The 23,451-nt window shown below is 39.5% G+C and carries 13 protein-coding genes; 10 read left to right on the top strand and 3 right to left on the bottom strand.

What is annotated here, in order from left to right; translation table 11 throughout:
• Positions 1-19 precede the first annotated feature (19 nt).
• On the bottom strand, positions 20-1,411 hold the full coding sequence (locus J4N25_RS19740) for a hypothetical protein (RefSeq protein ID WP_207423529.1): 1,392 nt from the start codon (positions 1,409-1,411) through the stop codon (positions 20-22).
• 245 nt (positions 1,412-1,656) lie between these two features.
• Positions 1,657-2,913, bottom strand: a complete 1,257-nt coding sequence (locus J4N25_RS19745; protein ID WP_207423530.1) for a PAS domain-containing protein — start codon at positions 2,911-2,913, stop codon at positions 1,657-1,659.
• 225 nt (positions 2,914-3,138) lie between these two features.
• On the opposite strand from J4N25_RS19745, the gene J4N25_RS19750 reads away from it, so the two are divergent.
• Positions 3,139-4,329 carry an L-lactate MFS transporter gene (locus J4N25_RS19750; RefSeq protein WP_207423531.1) on the top strand — a complete coding sequence of 397 codons (1,191 nt, stop codon included), beginning with the start codon at positions 3,139-3,141 and terminating at the stop codon, positions 4,327-4,329.
• 278 nt (positions 4,330-4,607) lie between these two features.
• Positions 4,608-7,394, top strand: a complete 2,787-nt coding sequence (locus J4N25_RS19755; protein WP_207423532.1) for a carboxypeptidase-like regulatory domain-containing protein — start codon at positions 4,608-4,610, stop codon at positions 7,392-7,394.
• A 202-nt stretch (positions 7,395-7,596) separates the two neighbouring features.
• On the opposite strand, the gene J4N25_RS19760 is transcribed toward J4N25_RS19755, so the two are convergent.
• Entirely contained in the window at positions 7,597-7,776 is a 180-nt protein-coding gene (locus tag J4N25_RS19760; RefSeq protein ID WP_207423533.1) for a hypothetical protein, read from the bottom strand.
• Positions 7,777-7,799: 23 nt separating this feature from the next.
• Here J4N25_RS19760 and J4N25_RS19765 point away from each other — a divergent pair, with 23 nt between their 5' ends.
• From J4N25_RS19765 to J4N25_RS19800, 8 genes are all read left to right on the top strand, one after another.
• A complete protein-coding gene (locus J4N25_RS19765; RefSeq protein WP_207423534.1) occupies positions 7,800-10,970 on the top strand; it encodes a two-component regulator propeller domain-containing protein in 3,171 nt (1,056 codons plus the stop codon).
• A 275-nt stretch (positions 10,971-11,245) separates the two neighbouring features.
• Positions 11,246-12,796 (top strand): serine hydrolase, encoded by a 1,551-nt coding sequence (locus J4N25_RS19770; protein ID WP_207423535.1) that lies wholly within the window; start codon positions 11,246-11,248, stop codon positions 12,794-12,796.
• A 40-nt stretch (positions 12,797-12,836) separates the two neighbouring features.
• Entirely contained in the window at positions 12,837-13,703 is an 867-nt protein-coding gene (locus tag J4N25_RS19775) for a polysaccharide lyase (RefSeq protein ID WP_207423536.1), read from the top strand.
• 48 nt (positions 13,704-13,751) lie between these two features.
• The gene (locus J4N25_RS19780) at positions 13,752-14,636 is read left to right on the top strand and encodes a hypothetical protein (protein ID WP_207423537.1); all 885 of its coding nucleotides are present in this window, start codon (positions 13,752-13,754) and stop codon (positions 14,634-14,636) included.
• 6 nt (positions 14,637-14,642) lie between these two features.
• On the top strand, positions 14,643-15,827 hold the full coding sequence (locus J4N25_RS19785; RefSeq protein ID WP_207423538.1) for a chondroitinase-B domain-containing protein: 1,185 nt from the start codon (positions 14,643-14,645) through the stop codon (positions 15,825-15,827).
• A gap of 133 nt (positions 15,828-15,960) precedes the next feature.
• Entirely contained in the window at positions 15,961-17,883 is a 1,923-nt protein-coding gene (locus J4N25_RS19790) for a 7TM diverse intracellular signaling domain-containing protein (protein ID WP_207423539.1), read from the top strand.
• A 605-nt stretch (positions 17,884-18,488) separates the two neighbouring features.
• The gene (locus J4N25_RS19795) at positions 18,489-21,674 is read left to right on the top strand and encodes a SusC/RagA family TonB-linked outer membrane protein (protein WP_207423540.1); all 3,186 of its coding nucleotides are present in this window, start codon (positions 18,489-18,491) and stop codon (positions 21,672-21,674) included.
• A gap of 1 nt (position 21,675) precedes the next feature.
• Positions 21,676-23,430: a RagB/SusD family nutrient uptake outer membrane protein gene (locus J4N25_RS19800; protein ID WP_207423541.1), complete on the top strand. Its 1,755-nt coding sequence runs from the start codon at positions 21,676-21,678 to the stop codon at positions 23,428-23,430.
• Positions 23,431-23,451 lie beyond the last annotated feature (21 nt).

Below are 23,451 nucleotides of genomic sequence, written 5' to 3' on the forward strand. Positions count from 1 at the left end.
AAACCTGCTTAAGCATTTATCAGAGATAGATCTGGAACTGCATGATCCATTCTCCAGCCCTTTTAAATATTTTATTGTTATTATATAGAGGTCTGTCGGAATACTGAACAGTAATTTTAGCATTATGCCCATCTATATAGAAGTTTGAACCAATGTCATAATAAGAACCTGCTTCATCTAAAGCTTCCAGATTCTTCAGAGAATATGATGCCATCGGTTGAATCCTTACTTTTTTGCTAATTTGCTGAGGTAGCAATACGCCCGCCTGGGTATACCAGATGTTCCCGGTTCCTAAAACGTATCTAGCATTACCCGCACCTTCCTGAGCTTTTATACCGCTGTAGTCGGGATTGGCAACCCCGGTATTCATAGTTCCCGACGCTCTGATGTAATTAGGTCCATAGTTATACTTATAGAAGGATGTAAGGGCAGTTATAGCCATTTTACTTGCCTTACCACCGATCGGCAGATCAGCGAACGCATCTATGCAGTATATATTTATATCGTGCTTTTTCAATTCGTTATCAGATGTAAGGCTTCGTGTAGCTTCTTTGTCGTTTAGAAATCCAGCCCCCACATTGAGTACCTTTTTTGCCCCAAGATATGTTCCAACTTTAAAGGGTAGGACATTACTTTCCTGATCCAGGAATTGGTAGTCGAAGTAGCCACCGAATGAAGCCTTGGAATTTCCATTATTATCTACTGCCGGGCCCCCGGCAACAGGAGTAGTACTGGTTGCAAAGGGTTTATTGACACAAGCCTGATAGTGGATTTTGCCTAAGATACCTTTTGTATATATCCCAAACTGCCTGGTAAGCTGATCAGAGATTTCAAGGGTAGGCCAGTTAAAGCCAGGGGCATCAAGCATTAATAGATTCGAGGTACTGGCAGAGTTCTGACGGGATAGTCCGTTCCAGTAATGCAGTCCTGCACCAATGAAATTTGTGAATTTATTCGCTTTTCCAGTTTCAGGGTTTTTTGCGGGTATTAATGCATATTCATTCCAAACGTCATGATAGAAAATCTGAGGCTTCTTCCCCGCTCCATTTGCTCCTGTTCCACTGTTTCCAGAGCTTCCGTTATTAATAAATGTTTGGTTGTTAATGCCAATATGCGTTAAAATTAAATACCGGGGAGAAAGTTGAGCATAAGCAATGGTCCGGATTCTGCGAGCGCCAATGTCAAAAGTTCTGCCTGCTGCCTCATTTCCCACCATAGTTCCAGGATTATTTTGAATGCTCCTTGCCCATATTTGATTCCAAATCACAAAGCGGAGAAATTTTGAGCCATCCTGGTTGAGATTAATTTTTAATCCCTGACTATTATCGGCTGCAGGTTTAGAGGGAGCTTGAGAAAATGAGAGTTTAAAGAACAAGACAAAAACGGCAACACAAAACCTTCTGACATTCATAGAGTTTTTTGAAAAAAAGGAGGTGAGCATTACTGGTCCACCTCCTTACCTTAGAAATATAAATTATGGAAACATTATGGGCAAAACCGCGAAATTCAGTCTTTCCCGCTTTTGCCACTCCTACCTATGCGCCTGCTATTGCTGGCATGCCACAAAGAAAAGTTAATTCTGGAATTTAAAGAATGATCGGTGTCAATTTTAACTGTGATTGACATTAAGGTTGTAGGAGGTGCTGAAAAGGAAATTTAATGTTCCGTCGAGCTATCTTTCATCACAGTAACAAAATCTGAAAGCTCTCGTGTATATCTGTCTAATAAAAGGGCACAGCTTTTCATTGAATCTATAATCATGGGCAGTTCCTCTTGTTCAATCAGGGATAGTTCCATTAATTGTGCAACCCCAAGTATTTTTACTACAGGCGATCTTACCTCGTGAGAGATCTTAAACAACACCTCTTCGAGTTCTTGAATATATTGTTCTTTATACAATTCCTTGATCTTACGGTCGGTAATATCCATAGATAGAATAAAGAGACCTTCCGGTATAGGTTCGATACTTAGTTCATAATGAGCTACTTCACCATTGGGATATCGAAAGGAGTTTTCAACTTTTCTAGGAACCTTAGATTGTAAAACTTTATTCAATTCTTTGAATAATTCAGTATCATAAATATCCGGAAACAAATCGATCATTTTTAGTCCCAGCATTTCTTCCGCAGAAAAGCGGGCCTGTTTCGTCAAAGCATTATTTACATAAATATACCGCCAATCCGGATCTATAATTTGCGCTCCCTCAAGTAAATTGTCTAATACAAATTGATATTGTTTTTCCTTCTCTAATAACTGATTGGCTTTTTCTTCTACTCGCTTTTCAAGGTTCTGGTTCATTTTCAGAATAGTTTGTTCACTTTCCTTTTGCAAGGTCAGGTACTTTGTTAACGCGAAATAGGTTGAAACTAATAGTAGGAAGCCTGCAAAAAGAATACTGTAGAACAGCATATTCAATTTATTTCTGCCAGAATTATTGGCTTTTGTTCTTGCATGTAATAATTGATTTTCCTCCTTTTGTATTTCCTCGATCAGATTTGCTGAAGTGATCTTAAATCTATCCTTATTATAATTAGAAGCATTGTCGTTTACAGATCTTGTTTCGATTCTTTTTTCAACAAGGGCTTCGAGTTTTTTTATTCTGGTTTGCTGACTACTATTATCCCTGGTAAGAAATTGAAGAGCATGTATTCTGCTGAGAAGTGTATCCTGTACAGAAACTAAAAGCGATTTGTTTGTGGTGGCAAATTTCTCCTTATCAATTTCCTGCTCGAAGTCGTGCACAGAATGCAAAACTTGTTCGGCCTTAAATAAAACTTCATGAGTATGAAGAACCCACAGATTTGTATCCTCTACAGTTCTGTTAACCCTGAAGGTTAAAATGCCTAAAAAAATTAAGCCAATAAGCACAATTAAGCAAAATACACTGATTGCTTTTTCAAATGATGATTTCATAAATGTAGCCCGCGGCTAGCCCTTTAGTTGCGTGCGTTTTAGTTAGTTAGTGAACCAGTTAGTTTAGATAGTGCAAAGATAAAGCTAATTCCTTGTTTAATTTATAGAAAAAATCCATAGCCTATTAACAGTGACTATGATTTTATCAGATCACATAATGTTATGTTACAGGTCATTTTTCTCGAAGTGGGAGACGGTAATTTTGTATCGTATAATTTATCCTATATGATTCCGAAAAATAAATGGTTAATGGCAGTAGCAGGTATGGTTTTGCAACTGTCTATAGGCTCTATTTACGCTTACAGCGTTTGGATAAAACCTATAGAAATATTAAACGGCTGGGACGCCCACCAATTGAAGCTGGCTTTTAGTCTGGCTATTTGCTTTCTAGGCTTCACAGCGGCATTCATGGGCAAATTTGTGCAAAAGATAGGTCCTAAAAAAGCAGGGTTATTGGGAGCCCTATTTTTTGGCGGCGGGCTTGCTGGTGCTGGCTTTGCGAGCTATATCGGTTCGCTTCCCTTATTCTACCTAACTTATGGAATTATCAGCGGGATAGGATTAGGGTTTGGCTACATCACACCTGTTTCTATTGTAGTGAAATGGTTTCCGGATAAACCGGGTTTGGGTTCAGGACTTGTTATTATGTCATTTGCAGCAGGCTCGATACTCGCCTCTCAAATCATTACTCCGCTAACACACACACTAGGCGTTTCTAATTCTTTTTATTCCCTCGCTTTAATTTATGCATTATTGATGGTAATTGCGTCTCTTTATCTAGAAGCTCCAACCGTAACTCCAATTGGGGTTAAAGATTACCATAGCGGAGGCACACATGTTCCTGCAAGTGAGTTATTGACCGACGTGAAGTTTTATGCTCTTTGGCTGATGTTGTTTTTGAACACAACCTGTGGTATTGCGCTTATTGCAGTAGCAGCACCTATGGCAAAGGATGTTATCCATATAAGTGAAAGCGCAGCAATTGCATTTGTTGGCGTCATAGGCCTTTTCAACGGACTAGGCAGGTTAATCTGGTCAAGCATTTCAGACAAAGCTGGGAGATGGAACACCTATCTTATTTTCTTCCTTGTAGGAGCAGCTTGCTTCGTTGTACTTACACAAACCAGCAATGCCTATTTATTTCAAATATTGGTATTTGTTATTATCAGTTGCTACGGTGGAGCTTTTGCCACGATGCCAGCTTTTATTAAAGATATATATGGTGCTGATAAATTAGGACCGGTTTTTGGTTATGTCTTAATTGCCTGGTCGGTGGCAGCATTTGCCGGCCCCTGGCTTATTTCTTTAACAAATAACTATTCCACAATATTCTTCACCTTTGCCGGCTTACTTTCTCTAGCTGCTGTTATGGCCGTAGTATTAAAAAGTAAATTGCAGACCATTACGAATAACTAATATTTCAAAGCCTGTAAAACGTTTTCATCGTTTTACAGGCTTATAGTAGTCTACCCGTCCAACAAATTTCCGTGCTCCTGCTAATCCCAATCTTCCAAAATCAAAAGGATAAATCAAGCCTTACCTCTAGTCTTTCTTGTTATTGAAATTTCCTCTCCATTCTTCGAAAAATCTCAGTAGATTGGCCTTGGAATTTAACCACTTATAACATTATAACCTTATAGTTTCTATTACAGAAATGGTCTTTTTGCCATAAACACTATTTACTTATCATATCCATGAAAGAGAAAATCTCATGCTTGCTAATTTTGCTGCTATTTTTGATGAATGCAGTGAATGGGCAGAATGTGGAAACCAAGGCAGGTTCAACCAATGCTCTTTTTTCACAAATGTTTGCCGCTGTTGATACCTTTAGCTCACGCTTCCCGCAGGAAAAGATTTTTATACATACAGATCGCTCATCTTATGTCCGGGGGGATACGTTGTGGTTTAAGTCGTACCTTTTTTCTCGAAATCTTGGTTATTCGAAGCTAAGCGGGTTGATGTATCTGGAGTTAATTGCAAGTAATAACGCTTTAGTTAAACGCATTTCAGTACCTGTTTTTCTCGGGGTTTCATGGGGGCAGATATCCCTTTCAGATGGGCTTACGGAAGGTACCTATACATTAAGAGCGTATACGAATTGGATGCAAAATCAGGCCGAAGAGAGCTTTTTTAGAAAAAGGATTTACGTAAGTGATCCCGCACCTGAGCATTGGATTGTTAATCAATCGAACTTCATAGACATTGTTAACGGCAAAAAAGTTATAAAATGTTCTATACAGTTTAGAACGGCTAGTGACCAGCCTCTGGGATACAAGACCATTCAGTGGAAACTGACAGATGGGAAGAAGATTATAGTAAAGGATGAGTACGAAACCGTGAAAAATAACTTGGAGATAACTGTTCCCTTGAATAATGATGATGTTGTTAGGACCCTTTATTTGGAAGCAGAGGAAAAAGGAGGGGCAAAGCAAAAACTCAATTTCCCTTTGATCATCAAACAGGAAAAAGACATTGATCTCCAGTTCATGCCTGAGAGCGGTCACCTTGTTGCCGGATTACCATGTAATGTGGCATTTAAGGCAGTGAGTTTTAGCGGAAAAGGAGTAGATGTAGAAGGTATTATAACAAATAATAAAAACGAACAAGTTACTTCCTTTCGTTCATCGCATAAAGGAATGGGTGTATTTAGCCTAAGCCCTATAGTTGGGGAATCGTACACTGCTTCGATAAAGCTCCCAGGTGGGACAATTAAAACCTACCCCTTGCCAGTTGCCAAGGTTTCGGGGACAGTTCTACAGGTACTAAATTCACCAAGAACAGATTCATTGAGAGTATACGTTCTGTACAGTGAAAGTTTGGTCAATAATCAAACATACAAACTGGTTGGTTTTGCTGATGGACAGGTGGCTTACGCAGCCAATTTCGTAGCAAACAAGCAGAGAATTGGAGGAAAGGTTGACAAGCGCCTGTTTCCTTCAGGAATAGCTCATTTTACGCTTTTTAACGAAAAAAATGAACCATTAAATGAACGTATCACCTTCATTGATCATCACCAGCAACTAAACATCAAAGTTTTAAGTGAGAAGAGTGCTGTATCATTAAGAGATAGCGTACCGGTTGATATACATGTAAAATATCCTAATGGAAAGCCTGTGCAAGGAAGCTTTTCCTTTGTCGTAACAGATGATTCGCAGGTCAGATCAGATTCATTAGAAAACAATATCCTAAGTCAGGTACATCTGGGGTCTGATCTGAAAGGGTATATAGAAGACCCAGGTTGGTATTTCAATGGAACAGAAGAGGCTGAATCTGCAAGAGACCTGTTAATGCTGACTCATGGTTGGATCGGATATAAATGGTCGCAGATACTTAATCCTGCAAGCCAGCCAGTGTATGCGGCAGAACCCGATTTCCGTGTTACTGGAAAGGTATCTAATATTCTTAATAAGCCTGTAGCTAATTCAAAATTGTTGCTGCTAGCGTCGGGAAAATACCACTTTATCAAAGATACACTAACTAATTCTGCAGGTCGGTTTACATTTCGAAATCTTCCTCCGGTAGATACCGTTAGTTTTTTTGTGCAAGCAAGGACAGCAAGAGGTAAAAGTTTTAATGTGGGGCTGGAAGTTGATGAGTTTAAGCCAGCAGCGGTTTCGAAACATATTGAGCCTTTGGTTATCCCCTGGTATGTAAATGCAGACTCTATTTCTATAAATCTCGTGAAGAACAGGGAAAAAATAGCAGCCGAGCAACTTAAGGGACAAGGAGGCCGCATGCTTAAAGACGTATTTGTAACTGCGAAGAGAGTAATAAAGACGTCTAAGAACTTAAATGGAGCAGGTGAAGCTGATCAGATCCTTGATGAGAAAGATGCTCTTGCTGCAGGTTCGTTAAATGTTCTGCAATACATGGAGAAGTATGTGAAAGGTTTCAATCTGCGTTTGAAGGATACTGATAAATATTATTACCTGAACGAAAAGAGAGTGCGATTTGTAGTAGATGGCGTTGAGTTGAACCGCTTGTACATGCCTTCTGAGCCTCCTATATTATATGACTATTCTAACTTTATTGAAAATGCCCTTTCAAATGTTATGACAACTGATTTGTTAGGGGTGGAGGTGATGTATAACCAACGGTATGCCTCGAAATATTCATCCCAGTTCCTTGAGACTAAGGAAATGATGGACATAAATAACAATTTTGCATTTATCGAAATTACTACACGCTCAGGAAATGGTATCTCCATTAGAAGGACTCCCGGCGTTACCGTGTATCGCCCCTTGCCAATTACCTGGCCAAAAGAGTTCTATCAGCCCAAATACCCGGCAAACTCCTCTAAACTTCCCGATTATAGAACTACAGTATGTTGGGTTCCAAATATAATTACCGATAGCTCAGGAAAGGCGAAGGTGCATTTTTATACAACAGATAAAAAAGGTACTTACACCATTTTGTTGCAGGGGGCCGATCTTATGGGTATGGTAGGGTGTAAGGTGCTTAAAATTAAAGTCGGAGAGTAATCCGATGGTTCGCACTACAAAATTATTGATGGTGACTTAACCGTATTAAATCTCACTTCTGCCCGACTATATTCTTGCTAATACTCAGGTAAATAGTACTTCTTTAGCGTGATGTTAAAGCGTATTATTTATTATTTATCTTGTTGATTTTCAATTATTTGTTATTTTTTTGTATTGATCTGATGCCTTATTTCCTTTAGCTTTATCCTGATTTTATCCATATCCATATCCAAATTGAATACCTGGAATGGAATTTTGGGTTATAATTAGTATGATACCAATTATTCATTAGTCTCCGTGCAGCAGGATCAAGCAAACCGTACCGTCTGGCATACAAGGCATCATAAGCCTTTTTATTTATGCTATAAGCTGAAAATTCCATCCAAGATATCATGTTTTAGTATTTTGTTTAGGACGCTTTTCTGGGTCCTCTCATTTCTTTCCTCTAATTTGACCGCCCAGGAAAAGCTTTCGTTTGAACATTATACGGTAGCTCATGGCCTTTCCCAAAATTCAGTTCTTGCCATTACTCAGGATCCAACTGGATATATATGGCTCGGTACCCGGTATTGTTTAAATAAGTACGACTCGCGAACCTTCAAAATATATAAAAGCAATTCTCAACTAACAGATTCCCGAAGGTCTAATGAATATGTGCATGCCTTACTTACAGATTCTAAAGGGAGCTTATGGGTTGGAACAAGGGCTGGATTGAATGTATATCAAGCTTTAGCAGATTCCTTTATAACTTTCAACAAATTCAATGGCAATACTCCTGGAGGCAATTACATTAACTGCCTTTTTGAAGATCAGAATAGCAATGTATGGATTGGTACAAATGAAGGACTAGCAAGGTTAAGCGATAGAAAGAAGAAGATTTTTCAGAACAGATTTATTTATAATGGGAAAGGCTTCAGTTTTAAACACTTCAAAATAAACGCGATTTTTCAAGACCACAAGGGAGTTATCTGGCTCGGCACGCACCTAGGCTTGCTAGGCGTTCAATTTAAGGGCAATGTAATTACAAGTATCAGGCATTTTAAAAAAGGGATTGGCGGCTTGACAGATAATAATATTACAGCGTTGAACGAAGATAAGCAGCATCGCCTTTGGTTGGGAACTTTGAAAAAAGGCTTATTTCTGTTCAATAATGAAACAGACTCCTTCTCTAACTTTTCACACAGCAGTTTGGATCCGGGTTCAATCGTAAACAATTATATCCGAAAGATCTTTGTTCATAAAAGTGGTAAGTTATGGCTGGCTACTCAAGAGGGGCTTTCGATTTTTGATCCTCAAAGTAAAAAAGCGGTTTCTTATCAGAACAATCCACAAGACCCTCACTCCTTAAATCAAAATTCAATCTACGATATTTATGAAGATTCAAGCGGTTCCATTTGGCTTGGTACTTACTATGGTGGGGTTAACGTGACCCATTTTTACAATACTCCTTTTAATACTATTCGGTCAGGGAAGAAGGCGAATGGCATTAGTAGTAATGTTATCAGTTCAATGTGCGAGGATGCCTCCGGCAATTTATGGATAGGTACGGAAGCGGCGGGAGTTAATTACTTAAATGTTAGCACTGGAAACTTTGTAACCTATAATGATACAGGTGGAAAAAACGGGATCAGTTCAAACCTGATCAAGTGGATATACAAGGATAGGGATAATAAGATTTGGCTCGCAAGCCATCAGGGTGGGATTAATTATTTTGATAAAGAGCGAAATTGTTTCGATCACCTTCTGCATAACGATAAAGACAGAACCTCTATCCCCTCAGACGATGTTACCTGCTTATTAGAAGACTCTCAGCGAAGGTTCTGGGTGGGGACTGAGGATCAGGGATTGTGTTTTTTTAACAAGGATAGCCGCACCTTTACTTTGCTTCCTCCTGCTTTTGGTGTACCTGAAAGTTGCAAATATATCAACTGGATTTACGAGGATTCGGCTAAGAATATTTGGGTTGGTGCAAGTAATGGTACTTATGTCTTGTTTAAGGGAAATAAGCAGTTCCTTAATTTTTTCTCTTTCATAGAAAAAAAAGATACACCGCCATCGAACATCATTAACTCTTTCAGGGAAGATAGTAATGGAAACTTGTGGCTGGGCGCTTACTTTGGTGGACTTTATAGCTTCAGCCTGAAATCTAAAAGGCTGAACGTTTATACAGTAAGAGATGGTCTTCCAACCAATAACATTGTTGGCATATTGGAGGGAAAAGATGGAATTCTGTGGTTAAGTACAGATAATGGTCTTTCTCGTTTCGATTCTCGTAGGAAAGAGTTTATCAATTATAATACGTATGATGGTTTGCCCGGAAATGTATTTAGTTATAATTCAGCTTGTAAGGCAAGGAATGGGAAGTTTTATTTTGGAAGTCATAGTGGCTTGGTTAATTTTTATCCGGATAGCATCAGGAAAAATACTATAACCCCCAAGGTTGTTTTCACAGGTCTTTCACTCTTTAATAAAAAGGTGATCGTTAATGACAGCACCGAACTTTTGAAGCAAGACATTAGTCTTACTAAAGAACTGAAGTTTGATTATGATCAAAATAGTTTTTCCATTGATTTCGCTATTCTCAACTTTATCAAACCTGCAAAAAATAAATTCGCTTATCGCCTGGAAGGTTTTGAGGAGCATTGGAACTTCTTAAGCACTCCTTCTGCCAGTTATACCAACCTAAATCCAGGAACTTATACTTTAATCGTTAAGGCCACCAATAATGATGGCGTTTGGAATGAAGCAGGTAGAAAAATCAAAATAATAGTAACTCCGCCGTACTGGATGACCTGGTGGTTTAGAATTCTTGTTGTATTGATGATATGCCTGGGAGCATACTTGTTTTATTGCTACCGGATCAACCGGGTTAAAAAACAAAAGATCGTTTTGGAACGACTAGTTGCCAAACGAACATCAGAAGTAGTTGAAAAGGCGGATATCATTACACGGCAAAATGAAGAGCTTTTCCACATCAATAATCTACTGAAAGAACAGGCTGATGAAATAACGAGGATGAATGTTTTGCTTGAGCGAGACAATAAGGAGCTTTCAGTGAATATTGAAAAAGTAACCAGAGCTAGAGTAATGTCTAAGGATGTTGATTTTGAGGAGTTCTCGAAGATTTATCCTGATAAGGAAACCTGTTTCAAATACCTCTCGGATCTTAAATGGGATAAAGGTTATAAGTGCAGGCGTTGTTCCAATGAGCACTACTTCTCAGGTCATTTACCTTATAGCAGGAGATGCACAAAGTGCAGGTATGAAGAATCTGTGATAGCTTATACCATCTTCCAAAACAGCCGTATTGCCATAAACAAAGCCTTCTACATGCTCTTTCTCGTTTATTCTTCAAAGGGGAAAATATCTTCACATAAATTATCTGAGATTTTATCGATCAGACAAAGTACCTGCTGGTCGTACAGCAGTAAGATGAAGAAGGTGCTTGATGAACGAAAAAAGGAACTGAAAAAAGATCCGGACAAAGGTTGGACCTTGCTTATTCTTGATCATGATGAAAATTTAAGAACGGTACGATCAGCGGAACGTGACGAGGAGGCGGAAGACAATAAATAAACTCAAAAAAAGAAAAAAAATGTGGTGGATTTTAGCGTATCAAAAGTTTTTTTTCAAACCGAACTATGCCTTCATAATCAACAGGATATAAAAATACCTTAGGACTACTAAAACGTATTGCTTGTTTTGTAATCCACTGAAAAACAAGAAGATCTGATATTTTTGCTATTGTTTTTTTCATTTAAACCCTTGTTATTTGTGTTGTTCTACCGAAGGATATCAGCCCTTCACCAATTATAAACAGCCCTAAAGGCAAATAAACAACCAAGAAGAGTATGACCATTAAAGTAAAGCGAATGGCAATGGGCTTTCTATTATCCGCACTATTGCTTTTGGTTCTAATCGCGTTTTTAACAAAAGACAAACCGCGTGACACCGCTACTTATTCATTTACAGCGAGACGGCAGCTAGAGCTCACAAACTTTGTGACTCAGTTGAAGCAAGACTTTCCTGTACCTGGAATAGGGGTAGCATTAATTTCAAATGATTCGGTTTTTTATACTTCGGCCGGGCTTCGTGATCAGGAGAGGCAAGCCTTTACAGTTAGCACGCCGGTGTTTTCCGGCAGTTTATCTGAGCCTTTACTGGCAACTGCCATCCTAAAATTACAAGAGCAGGGGAAACTGGATCTTGATGATGCAGTAATTAAATTTTTGCCATACTTTAAAATGGGGGGGAAGGCTTATCAGGATGTTACCATCCGCCACCTTCTTACTCATACTTCGGGGATCGATAAATATGAGATGATATGGGATACGCCTAATCTCAAATCTAATGCCCCTGAGATTACAACCCGTAGTATCGCTTCGCAGTTACCCCGCTTCGCTCCTGGAACGAGAATATACAGGTCTCCTTACAATTATGATATTCTTGCAGATGTCATCAACAAAATCACTGGCAAACCTTTTGAAGAATTTACAGATAAGGAAATATTCAGCTCCCTGGGGATGTCAACATCCACCTTTCTGAGGCCTAGGGAACAATATGCAAAACCGTTCAAGATTAGCAACTGGTTACAATACAGTTATACACAGGATACTCTTTACCCCTATAACAGGGAAAATGCTGGCAGTAATGGTTTTCACACGAGTACAAGGGATGTTTCGAGATGGATTCAAATGATTTTAAATCAGGGCTGGTATCAGAAGAAGGAGGTGCTTAGCACGGCTTCTCAGAAAGAGCTAACCAAAGTCCAGTTTTCAAGCGAAGGGAATAAAGGAGTAGCCTTTGGCTTCGACGTCTTAATCAGGGATGGGGAAAGAGTGCTGATAAAAAGTAGTCATTATGGCGGATTTAATTCTGAGATGATTCTGATACCGGAGAGAAAGATTGGCGTTGCTGTATTCAGTAATATATCTGGTTTCTTGAATATTTCTTCCATTAGTAGTCAGCTCGCAGCATGGCTGAAAGGCGAACCACTTGTATATCCAAAGATCCCCGTTGGTATTGCTTTAGGAAAAAAGCTTTATCAGAACAGGAAGCTGGTGGATGTATTGAAGCAGTATGAAGTGTTGAAGCAAGATTCTTCTGTAAAATATGACTGCAGTGCAGAGGCCTTAACACAGTTTGGACAAAGCTTATTGTACAAAATTGGAGATCGTCAGAAAGCCATCCAGCTATTTCAATATTGCACTATGAAATTCCCATCTTCTGTGTTGGCGCACTTGTATCTGGCGGAAGCTTATGTACAGAATAAAAACCTTAGCCAATGCAAGAAGAGCTTTGCAAAGGCAAAAGCACTCGCTGGTAGCAAGGGCCTCAACCAGCAACAGGCAGCTTATATCGAGGAGAATATTTTGGTTCTCGAAGAGAAAAAGCAGGGCTAAATTCCGGAACTCAACCATTGTAAACTAATAAATTAAACTTATGAACATCACTTTGAATTCTAAAAGACTACTCGCATCAGGTATGATGCTTTCACTTCTAACCTTAGCAAGCTCGTGCAAAAAGAATGTTACCGCAGATACGCAGATAGTTGACGAGGATACTAGCCCAAGAGCCATCTACAGTAGCAGGTCAGTTAGCTTCGACAGGGCAGATGGTACCTACACGTTATCCCAGGCAAACGGAGACTTTGGTAATATATCTGGCACCTGGAAAGAGGCAAACGCTTCTATTTACAGTAATCAGGCTCGGATCCGTATTCCAGCCAATACGCTTTCCAATGGTAATATCGTAAACATTGATGTTTCAGACGGATCTGAATACGAGCTTACTTTCAAAGTTCGCTTCGGTCCTAACTTCCAATGGAGCCGCGGGGGTAAAGTCGGTTTTGGCTTCGCCATCGGGAATGGGTTTACAGGTTGTAATCCAGCCTGGGATGGAACAGGAGGTACAGCGCGCCTGATGTGGTATAATCCAACTAATCAGAAAGATAACAGCGGTACCGATAACCCTTATTTCAGACCTTATGTTTACTACAGGGACATGCCTCAAAGCTGCGGTGATAGTTTTGGCAAACAGAGTGTGAGATTGAATAAAGACCAGTGGTATACGGTAAGGATAAGAGTTAAAAGCAATAATGGCAGTAGTTCAGACGGCAGTGGTCTTTATCAGGTCGATGGGGTAACGCTCCTAAGTACTTCTTTAAGATGGACTACGAATGATACATACAGAAAGATCAGAGAAATAACCTTCCATACTTTCCGCGGAGGAAGTGATACTTATTGGCAATCTACTTCTGATGGCCTTATTTATTATAACGATTTAAGCTGGACCAGAATAGCAAGCTAAAAATATACAGGGGGTATCTTGGTTGAGGGATACCCCTGTATTCATGTTATGAGACTAACAATCGTCGTAATTTTTGTGGTTCAACTTAGCATCCCTTTAGCTGCACAGCAAAGGGATATTGGAGTTTCTGGAGCTAACATTACCCTGGGTACAGGTTTTTTTAGTGATAATCTGGATTGGTCTATAGCAGGAAATAGCAATGGAGAAGATCCGAATATTCTTTCTGAGTTAAAATGGACAAGGCAGGAAGGACCTCTGGCTGAAATTGGAGTACAAATTGGTGTGAGAAGTTTCTTTGCAGAATCAGGTTTTACTTATCAAAGGACTTTTTGTGGCCAGGTGAGTGACTCCGATTTCGGCGAGGATGACCGGGAAAGGAGAGTATTTAATATAGTTTTACCAACAAGAAAGGGATCTTTATACTCTACGAGCTTAGGAGCTGGATATTACCTTCAATCGGGAAAAAAAACCGGCTTTAAACTATCGGCAGGCGTTAGCCGAAGATCAATGACCTTATTTTTATCAGACCAAAGTTCTAATCTTAATAGCTCATATGCCCCTGAATGGAAAGGATGGTACTTGAAGGCCATTCTGGTAAAGCAATTGGGTAAAGTTTATTATTTGAATATTGGTATAGCTTACCACCAACAGATATACACGGCGAAAGCCAACTGGGATTTAATCGAAGAATTTGAACACCCTGTTAGTTTCAGGCATAAGGCAAAAGGCTTGGGATTTGACTGTAAACCATCGTTAAATGCCTGGATAAGCAAGAAGATAAGCTTATCGCTTAGTGCGGAAGCTTATTTATGGCAAACAGGAAGAGGGACTGATGAGCTGTTTTTTAAAAATGGCAAAACGGCCATAACACAATTAAATGAAGTGAACTTAAAAGGCTTCACTATTAAAACAGGTTTCAATTATATTTTTTAAACGTTAATGAAAAAAGCACTCAATTATTTCTTATTACTAGTTTTTTCACTCTCTACTTCCGGTATAGTATCGGCTGCAGAGTACAAGGTAGGTTCGCAACAAGAGTTCGAAGCAGCTACTGGAAAGGCAAAGCCGGGAGATATAATAACAATAAAAAATGGGGAATATCGTGGATGGGGCACCAAGGTAGATTTGAGTGGCAGTGAGAAGATGCCCATTATTATCCGTGCTGAAAAGGACGGAGGGGTTGTCTTTACAGGCGAGTACTCTGCTCCAATATTTCATCTTCGGGCAAAACATACTATTTTCCGTGATATAAACTTCAAGAATTGCATTCTTTCTAAAGCTAATGGCAAGAGCGGACTCTTGATTGAGCTGGAGGAGTCTGAAAATTGCCGGGTAACTTCCTGTGTTTTTGAGAACAATAGGGTAATTGTTCAAAATATGTCCCTAGTGGTTATTTCTGGTAATGGAAAGAATAATGAAGTAGACAGCTGCAGATTTTTAAATAATAAAGATGCCCAGGATTTAAAAGTTCATATAACCCGCACTACGTGTCCTCAAAATACGTTGATCCAACATAATTTATGGCGAGACAAGGAGAAGGTAAGTTGGAAGAACCTGAACGGTGGAGAGTGTGTACAGATAGGGCAGGAACCTGTTCTTCTGGGAACAATTAAGGCAAATACTATTGTCAGGGAAAATACCTTTATAAGATGTAATGGGGAAGCTGAGGTGATCAGCAATAAGAGCTCAAACAATAAATATATCCGGAATTATTTGGAAGATTGTGATGGAGAGATCGTAATGCGAGGTGGACACAATTGTTTAATAGACAGTAATGTTATAAAAGGTGGAAACAGTGGAATACGCCTGAATGGCAGCGAGCATGTAGTTCTGCATAATGAAATATCAGGAGTAAAAACAGGCATCAGGCTGCTTTATGGCGCGGCAAAAGGTAAGTTGGAAACAGGTTTTTATATAGCTCCGAGCAAATGTGTAATCGAGTCAAATCAAATAAGGGATTGCGAAACCGGTATTTTAGTGGGTGATAGCAAAAATACTGATTTGACGGGGCGATTTGATCCAGCTAAGTATCCTTCTCCCTTACAACAAAACATAGCGCCTTTTGATAACAGGATTGAGAAAAACAAATTTAAGAATGTGAAGAAAGAGATAGTATGGAATTAAAAACTATTAAAACTTTTACTTGCTTCTGATCTGCAAAAATCTCTACTTTAGCTTCCGATCGAATTAACCAATTCTTGAATCATAGGTAAGGGTAATAGCCCATCAAAGACATTTTAAGGGATAGAACGAAAAGATGCGTGAGTGTTATGTATTTAAAAAAAATGCAATAGGTGATGTTGTTCAGTTGGTACTGTGTCTTTTACTTGTTTGTGCTACAGTTTCCGGCTCTTCACAGCCAGCTGTTAGAATAAACGACTCCTTTCCTCAGCATATCTTTTCCTACAAGGAAATTGAGCAATTGGAAGATCCATCAACTGTACTTCAAATTGAGGATATTGTAAAACTCGGTGATAAGTTTAAACCTAGTTCAGTCTACACCCCGAAAGCCTTCAATCTGAATTCAGCATACTGGTATCGGATAAAGATAAGGTTCTCTCCCAAATCCAACCAGCATTGGTTGCTGGAGTTTTTTGACCAAACCATTGATGATATTACCCTTTTCGAACCTATTCCTGGCGGGAAATTTAAAATATCTCATTTTGGAGACAAGTACAAATTTTCTAAGAGGCAGTACACTCATAAAAACTTCACTTATAACCTTTCCAATACTACATCGGAAGAAAAAACTTTCTATATAAGAGTTCAGTCAACCCAGGCTGCCAGTGTTATTGTTGTTTTGCGCAGTTTCAAATGGTTCTCTGAATATGCCACCGAGGAATACCTTTTTTTTGGACTCTTTTATGGCATGATCGCTGTTTTCGGCTTCTACAATTTACTTATGTTTTTTGCGGTAAAGCAGAAGCAGTATTTGTATTATGTTTTGTATAATCTGAGCATTGGATTATATGAGATGTGTGTAGACGGCATTGCTTTTCAATACTTATGGCCTGATAGTCCGGCTATTAATAATTACTCTTACGGCATAGCCCTGTATCTAAGTAGCGTTTGCGGCCTCCTTTTTACCTTAAATTTCCTTTACCTAAAAAGTAAGTCACCCGGCCTTTATAAAACTGTACTTGTTGTTATTGGCTTGCGTACCTTGTTTCTAATGGTATGTCTTTTTAATACCCGGCTGTTTACCTATAAAATAGTTGAAATTGTGCCCTTGGTGGTAGCGCTTTATGCAGGAATAACAGTTTGGAGAAAAGGATATAAGCCGTCGAGATTTTTTGTTATCGGCTACAGTTTTCTTCTTCTAGGCTTTATTATCAAAATACTTGTTCTGCTAAATGTTAGTTGGCTGCCTTATGGTCCGGTTACCCATTATAGCCTTAGTTTTTGTTTTGTTGTTGAAATGGTTTTAGTGTCTTTCGCTATCGGCGACAATATCAGGCATCTAAGAAAGCGTAAAGACAAGGCCCAGAAAAGAATGATCTATCAGTTGCAAGTGAATGAGAAGTTGAAGGATACGATGAACAGGGAACTAAGCACTTTAGTGGATCAGCGCACCCGGGAAGTGGTAGAAAAAGCCAAGATCATTGAGCAAAAGAACTCGGAACTCTCAGCAGTGAATGTTCTTTTACAGCAACAGGCTGAAGAAATATCGAGAATGAACCTTCTTCTTGAGAAGGATAATCAGGAATTAACGGTTAACATAGAAAAGGTTACCAGAGCCCGTGTAATGTCGCAGGATGTAGATTTTGAGGAGTTTTCAAAGATTTATCCCGACCGGGAAACCTGCTTCAAATACCTCTCCGATTTAAAGTGGACTAAAGGGTACAGTTGCCGCAAGTGCGGTAATACCAATTATCATGAAGGACAATTGCCCTATAGTAGGCGCTGTACTAAGTGCCGTTACGAAGAGTCTGTTATCGCAAATACGATATTTCAAAACAGTAGAATTCCAATAAATAAGGCCTTCTACATGCTATTCCTTGTGTACTCCACCAAGGGGAAAATATCCTCACATAAACTTTCAGATATACTTTCTATCAGGCAAAGTACTTGCTGGGCCTACGGCAGCAAGATGAAAAAAGTTATGGAGGAGCGAAAGAAAGAGCTGAAAAATGCCGGAGAGAAAGGCTGGAGTAAGCTTGTGCTTGAGGTGATTGAGTAATAATAGCATTAGGTACATTTTTCCTTGCTAGAAGCCCTGGATATTGAAATCCGGGCTTTGCTTTTTGTAGGCCATTGGGAGCTTATTTAAAGAATACCGGTTTCTAAGAAAGCGCGGTTTATCATATTCAGGACCTGATTTTTGTCTTTTTTGTTTGAATGATCGTGTTTGTGGGGGCTATATTAAAATATTTAAAAATAGTTGAAAATTCTTTAGTGCTACCTAAGCGTATCGCATCCTCTGGTTGCATTTCCTTGTGTATAATATTTGTCGCTCGAAATCAAGCCATAACATAAAAACTGTTCGGTTATTTAAGCGTATCGTTTTTATTGTAACTATCTATTTATCAATTACTTATATTGTTTTTTTAATTTAAATCCCTTTAACTTTACGGCACCAATTAGAGTTTAAGAACAAGCATTATTAAAATGAGGATCACCTAAAAGGAGAGGGATACAGAAGCTGAAGACGGTAACTAGGTTACTGTTTTCAAAAAATAACACACTTATTCAAAACCAATTATTACCGTTCCGGAAGTATTAATATCTAAAGTCAATCCGCTTTATTAAATCCTGGAATTGGTGCAAAAACAAAATCATTATTATATGGACAAACTTTACTATTCTCTAGGAAAAGAATCCGCTAATAAGTTCAGGTATTTCAAACAGTTCAAACGCTTTGTTTTGCTGTTTCTATTTACCACAAGTTTTATACTTTCAGCTTTAGCTCAGAGTATAATAACAGGTACTGTTACAGATTCAAAAGGAGAACCTCTTCCTGGTGTTAGTGTGAAAGTAAAAGGCGCACAGACCGGAGCAACCACTGATTTAAATGGTAAATTTACCTTACGGGGCACTACGCCTTCTAGTGTTGTAGTTTTCAGTTTCATCGGTTTCAAACCGCAAGAGTTAACCCTTGGAGCTAAAACAGTACTCGATATAAAACTTACGGATAACACAACAGATCTGGAAGAAGTAGTTGTTGTAGGTTACGGCACACAGAAAAAGGCTACATTAACAGGAGCAATATCCAGCATTAATAGCCAGGAAATCTTAAAGTCTCCTACTGCCAACCCTACGAATAGCCTTATTGGGAAAATGCCAGGTTTACAAGCTATTCAAACTAGTGGTCAGCCTGGTGCAGACGCAGCTACCTTACGTATTCGCGGTATTGCGACTACCGGAAATTCAAATGCTATTGTTGTTGTTGATGGTATTGAACGCCCTGGTTTTGGGGATATTGACCCGAATGAAATCGAGACCATTTCAATTCTGAAGGATGCATCTTCAACTGCTGTTTACGGTATTCGCGGAGCTAATGGTGTAATAGTTATTACAACAAAAGGAGGAAAAATCGGTACTCCCCGGGTGTCTTATACCGGAAATGCTAGCTTGCAAACTTACACAGGCATCCCGCGAGGGTTAGATGCATATAATAACGCATATCTCCTTAACGAGGCGTATGTTAACGACCAAAAACCTGCACCTTTCACAGAAGAGGAATTACAGAAATTTAAAGATGGTTCGGATCCCTATGGCTATCCAGATATCCAGTGGTTTGATTATTTGACCCGCAAGTATTATCCTCAAACTCAACATAACGTAAATATTAGCGGTGGAACTAAAATTGCAAAGTATTTCGTTTCCGCAGGATATCTGTTTCAGGACGGAATTTTCAAGAAATTTGATTCTCCCTATGGAATTAATACCGTTCCAAATTACAACAGGTATAATTTTCGTTCAAATATTGACTTCAATTTAAGCAAGGATATAACATTCGGAATAAAGCTGGGCGGTCGTTTTGATAAGCGTTACCAACCTTCGGGCTTACGTTCGAGTTCGGCCTTCTCTTATGATACCATGGAAGGCATGATTTCAAGGATTCTTCAAACTCCTTCGTATGCATTTCCGGTTACTCTTCCTGATGGAAGAATCGCGCAGAACGCAGACGTTGGAACAAATATCTGGAACCCTTATGCTGTATTAACCCGATTTGGTACAAGAACAGATACCCGGAATGCCATTGAAAGTACCTTTAACATAAACTGGAAGTTAGACAAGCTTACCAGAGGTCTTTCCTTTAAGACAAATTTTGGTTATGATGCTTATTATTTAAATACAGCCAGAAGGAATGCAAACTGGGCTGCTTATAGATGGGACCGCCGTACGGGACAAGTAAGTTTGTCAACAGATACTCGTCAACGGGATGAGCCATTGGGAGCTATTGTAACAAATGATTATACGCCTATTTCCGGCGACATAAATTCTAATTTACAAGTAGGATTTAACTACGAAAAAAGTATACAAAAGCATAGCCTAACCGCTTTACTCTTAGGTACAAGGCAGCTTTTAAGAACAAATACTGGAGCTGATATATTTCAATCGCCGCCAAGGGCAATGCAGGGGCTGGTTAATCGCGTGACTTATAACTACGCTGATAAATACTACTTTGAATTCAATGCTTCTTACAATGGCTCCGAGAACTTTATGAAAGGCCGTCAATACGGTTTCTTCCCAGCCGGATCCTTCGGTTGGACGCTAACAAACGAGCCTTTTATGAAAAAAGTTGAGTGGCTCAGTTATTTAAAAGTCAGAGGAAGTTACGGGCAAGTGGGTAGCGATAATATCGGTGGCCGACGCTTCTTATTTCTGACAAGCTATACGAATGGAGGAACAAATTTCGGAGGGCCAGGTAATTCCGTTCAATTTGGTTCCCCGCAGTCACCTACTAATTACCCAATTACATGGATCTCTCCAGATAATATTGGTAACGAATTTTTGACATGGGAAAGGAGTACTAAACGGAATATAGGTTTAGAGAGCCGATTCTTCCAGGGGGCATTGAAATTTAATGTCGACATCTTCGATGAAACAAGAAAAAATATCCTGATTGAAGCAAAAAGAGGGCTACTTTCTTTCGGTCATAAATATCCTTTACTAAACAATGGGGAGGTTTATAACAAGGGATATGAGGTTGAATTGGATTATGAGAAAAAGGCAGGTGAATTAACGCTCGGTATTAATGGTCAATTATCGTTTGCTAGAAACGTGGTTCGAAACTTTGACGAACCGGAGGGAACGCCAGATAGATTGAAAGTCGAGGGAAAGCCGGTTAATCAGTTTATAGGATACGTTACCGATGGTTTTTATACTTCCATAGAGGATATTAATAATTCAGTAAAACCTCAAGGGGCTGTTCCCGGACAAAGTATAATACCAGGCGACTTGAAATTCCGTGATCTGGATGGTGATGGAGTTATAACCTCAGAAGACAGACAGCCTATCGGATATTCAAGTAACCCTGAATATATATATAGCTTTACTCCCAGATTCGCATGGAAAGGTGTAACTCTTTCTGTTCTATTTCAGGGGGCTGCTCACGTAAGTTCTAATTTAATCCTGAATGAGCAAAATAATGGCCAGCAAATGTACCCCTTTCAGCTGGAACGGTGGACTCCAGAAACCGCGTCTACTGCTACATGGCCAGCGCTACATTCTAGAGGCTACACAGGCTTAAATTATGCCCTTAACAATTTTATCCTTCAAAATTCAGCTTACTTAAAAATAAGAAATGTTGAATTAGCATGGACTGTACCAGCCCGTTGGACCGACCGGATGAAGATCAGGGGTGTTAGGATATTTGCGAACGGACAGAATCTCTATACATGGACAAAGTTTAGAATGTATGTAGATCCGGAGAATCTGAACACCGTTAATCCGGCGTTCCCATTGCAAGCGCTTTATCCTTCCTCACGGGTGTACAATTTAGGTGTAAACATTAATCTTCAATAGGATGATTTTTAGAAAAAGATATATAGTAGCTCTTCTGGCACTTGCTTTAGTTCAGGGAGCATGCGAGAAAGATTTCTTGAACAGAGCTCCTGGAATTGAGCTAAATGATGAGAAGGTTTTTGGAGATGCGGTGCAGGCTGCAAGATATGCCGACGAAGCATACAACTATCTTATCAATGATTATGTGCGTTTCAATTCCTACCGGGGTGCCACATCTCAGGCTTCTGATGAAGCCGTAAGCGGAAACTCAGAGAATACAGTCGTTACATTGAATAAAGGTCGTTATCATGATCATGCTGTAGCAGCTTCACTTAACGATATAAGGGACGTTTGGGAAAGGTCATATCAGGGTATCGCTATAACTAATAAGATGCTTGAGAATATAGACAAGGTACCTCAACAAACCCCAGAACAGCAGAGGATTTTCAGGCCAAAGAGAGTGAGAGGGGAAATGCATTTCATTAGAGCTTTATGCTATTTTGAGCTATTAAAACGCTTTGGTGGAGTGCCGGTAATAGACAAAGTGTATACGGTAAATGATAACGTGGATCTACCAAGGGCAACAGTCGATGAGACCGTAAATTTTATCCTTGCTGATCTAAAAATAGCCGAAAATCAACTTGGCGTTGATACAGATCCTGAATACGGCTCATCAAATTACGGACGTGCTACAAAAGGAGCTGCTTCAGCATTGGTGTCAAGAGTGCTATTGTATGCTGCAAGTCCTGTAAACAATCCAACTAATGATAAGGCAAAGTGGAAATTAGCCGCAGATTCTGCCAAAAGTCTTATGGACAAAGGCTGGTACTCTCTCCAGTCGAGCTATAGTAACATATTAAATGTTCCAGAATCTCCTGAATATATAATGATCAAGGTTAGAGGAAATCGTCCTATCGCCGGTATGTTCCAGGATTTTTCCATGTCTCCTGCCTCTGGAGGGCAGCAAGGACAAATGAATCCCACGCAAAATCACGTCGACATGTATGAAATGGTCGCAACTGCGAAATTGCCGGGCGAGGCAGGGTCAGGCTACAATCCGCAGTCTCCCTATACTGGCAGAGATCCACGGTTCTATGCAAATGTTTTGTATAACAGTGCCGACTGGCAGGGTAAAAAAATTGAAACTTGGCGTCAAACGACGATTGTAAATGGGAAGGAACAAACAACCTATGGTAAGGATGCAGGTACGGATATCAAGTTTACGGCTACCAGTTACTATTGCAAAAAATACTGGCCTGAGGTTTATTCAACAAATGGAGGAACACAAACCTTGCTTAATTATATCTACTTCCGTTATGCAGAGATCCTACTTAATTATGCGGAGGCACTGAATGAAGCAGAAGGCCCTGCATCTGATGTCACTAAGAACAGTATCCTTGGGGCGATAAACCAGATCAGGGCGAGGGTAAACATGCCAGCATTGCAAACCGATAACCCTGCAGTTGTGGGATATGTTGAAAGGACTCAGGAGGCCTTCAGGGCTAGAATAAGACATGAAAGGGCCATCGAGCTTGCATTCGAAGATCATAGATGGTACGACATTATGCGTTGGAAAATTGGGGTTGAAACTATAAATACCCCCATGTATAGAATGGATGTTGTGAAGAACGCGAACGGATCATTTACTTATACGAAGGTGCTTTTAGGTGACGCTTTCCAAAAAATATTTGAAGACCGTCAACACAGGTACCCTATTCCCCGGACCGAAATCTATAAAAGTAAAGGTATCCTTAAGCAAAATCCTGGGTGGGAGTAGTAATTGGTAAAATTAGATCAA

It is taken from the genome of Desertivirga brevis, assembly GCF_017355835.1.

Coding starts and splice junctions, on each gene's coding strand:
- J4N25_RS19740 (WP_207423529.1), bottom strand. CDS start 1,411: ATGAATGTCAGAAGGTTTTGTGTTGCCGTTTTTGTCTTGTTCTTTAAA.
- J4N25_RS19745 (WP_207423530.1), bottom strand. CDS start 2,913: ATGAAATCATCATTTGAAAAAGCAATCAGTGTATTTTGCTTAATTGTG.
- J4N25_RS19750 (WP_207423531.1), top strand. CDS start 3,139: ATGATTCCGAAAAATAAATGGTTAATGGCAGTAGCAGGTATGGTTTTG.
- J4N25_RS19755 (WP_207423532.1), top strand. CDS start 4,608: ATGAAAGAGAAAATCTCATGCTTGCTAATTTTGCTGCTATTTTTGATG.
- J4N25_RS19760 (WP_207423533.1), bottom strand. CDS start 7,776: ATGGAATTTTCAGCTTATAGCATAAATAAAAAGGCTTATGATGCCTTG.
- J4N25_RS19770 (WP_207423535.1), top strand. CDS start 11,246: ATGACCATTAAAGTAAAGCGAATGGCAATGGGCTTTCTATTATCCGCA.
- J4N25_RS19775 (WP_207423536.1), top strand. CDS start 12,837: ATGAACATCACTTTGAATTCTAAAAGACTACTCGCATCAGGTATGATG.
- J4N25_RS19780 (WP_207423537.1), top strand. CDS start 13,752: ATGAGACTAACAATCGTCGTAATTTTTGTGGTTCAACTTAGCATCCCT.
- J4N25_RS19785 (WP_207423538.1), top strand. CDS start 14,643: ATGAAAAAAGCACTCAATTATTTCTTATTACTAGTTTTTTCACTCTCT.
- J4N25_RS19790 (WP_207423539.1), top strand. CDS start 15,961: ATGCGTGAGTGTTATGTATTTAAAAAAAATGCAATAGGTGATGTTGTT.
- J4N25_RS19795 (WP_207423540.1), top strand. CDS start 18,489: ATGGACAAACTTTACTATTCTCTAGGAAAAGAATCCGCTAATAAGTTC.
- J4N25_RS19800 (WP_207423541.1), top strand. CDS start 21,676: ATGATTTTTAGAAAAAGATATATAGTAGCTCTTCTGGCACTTGCTTTA.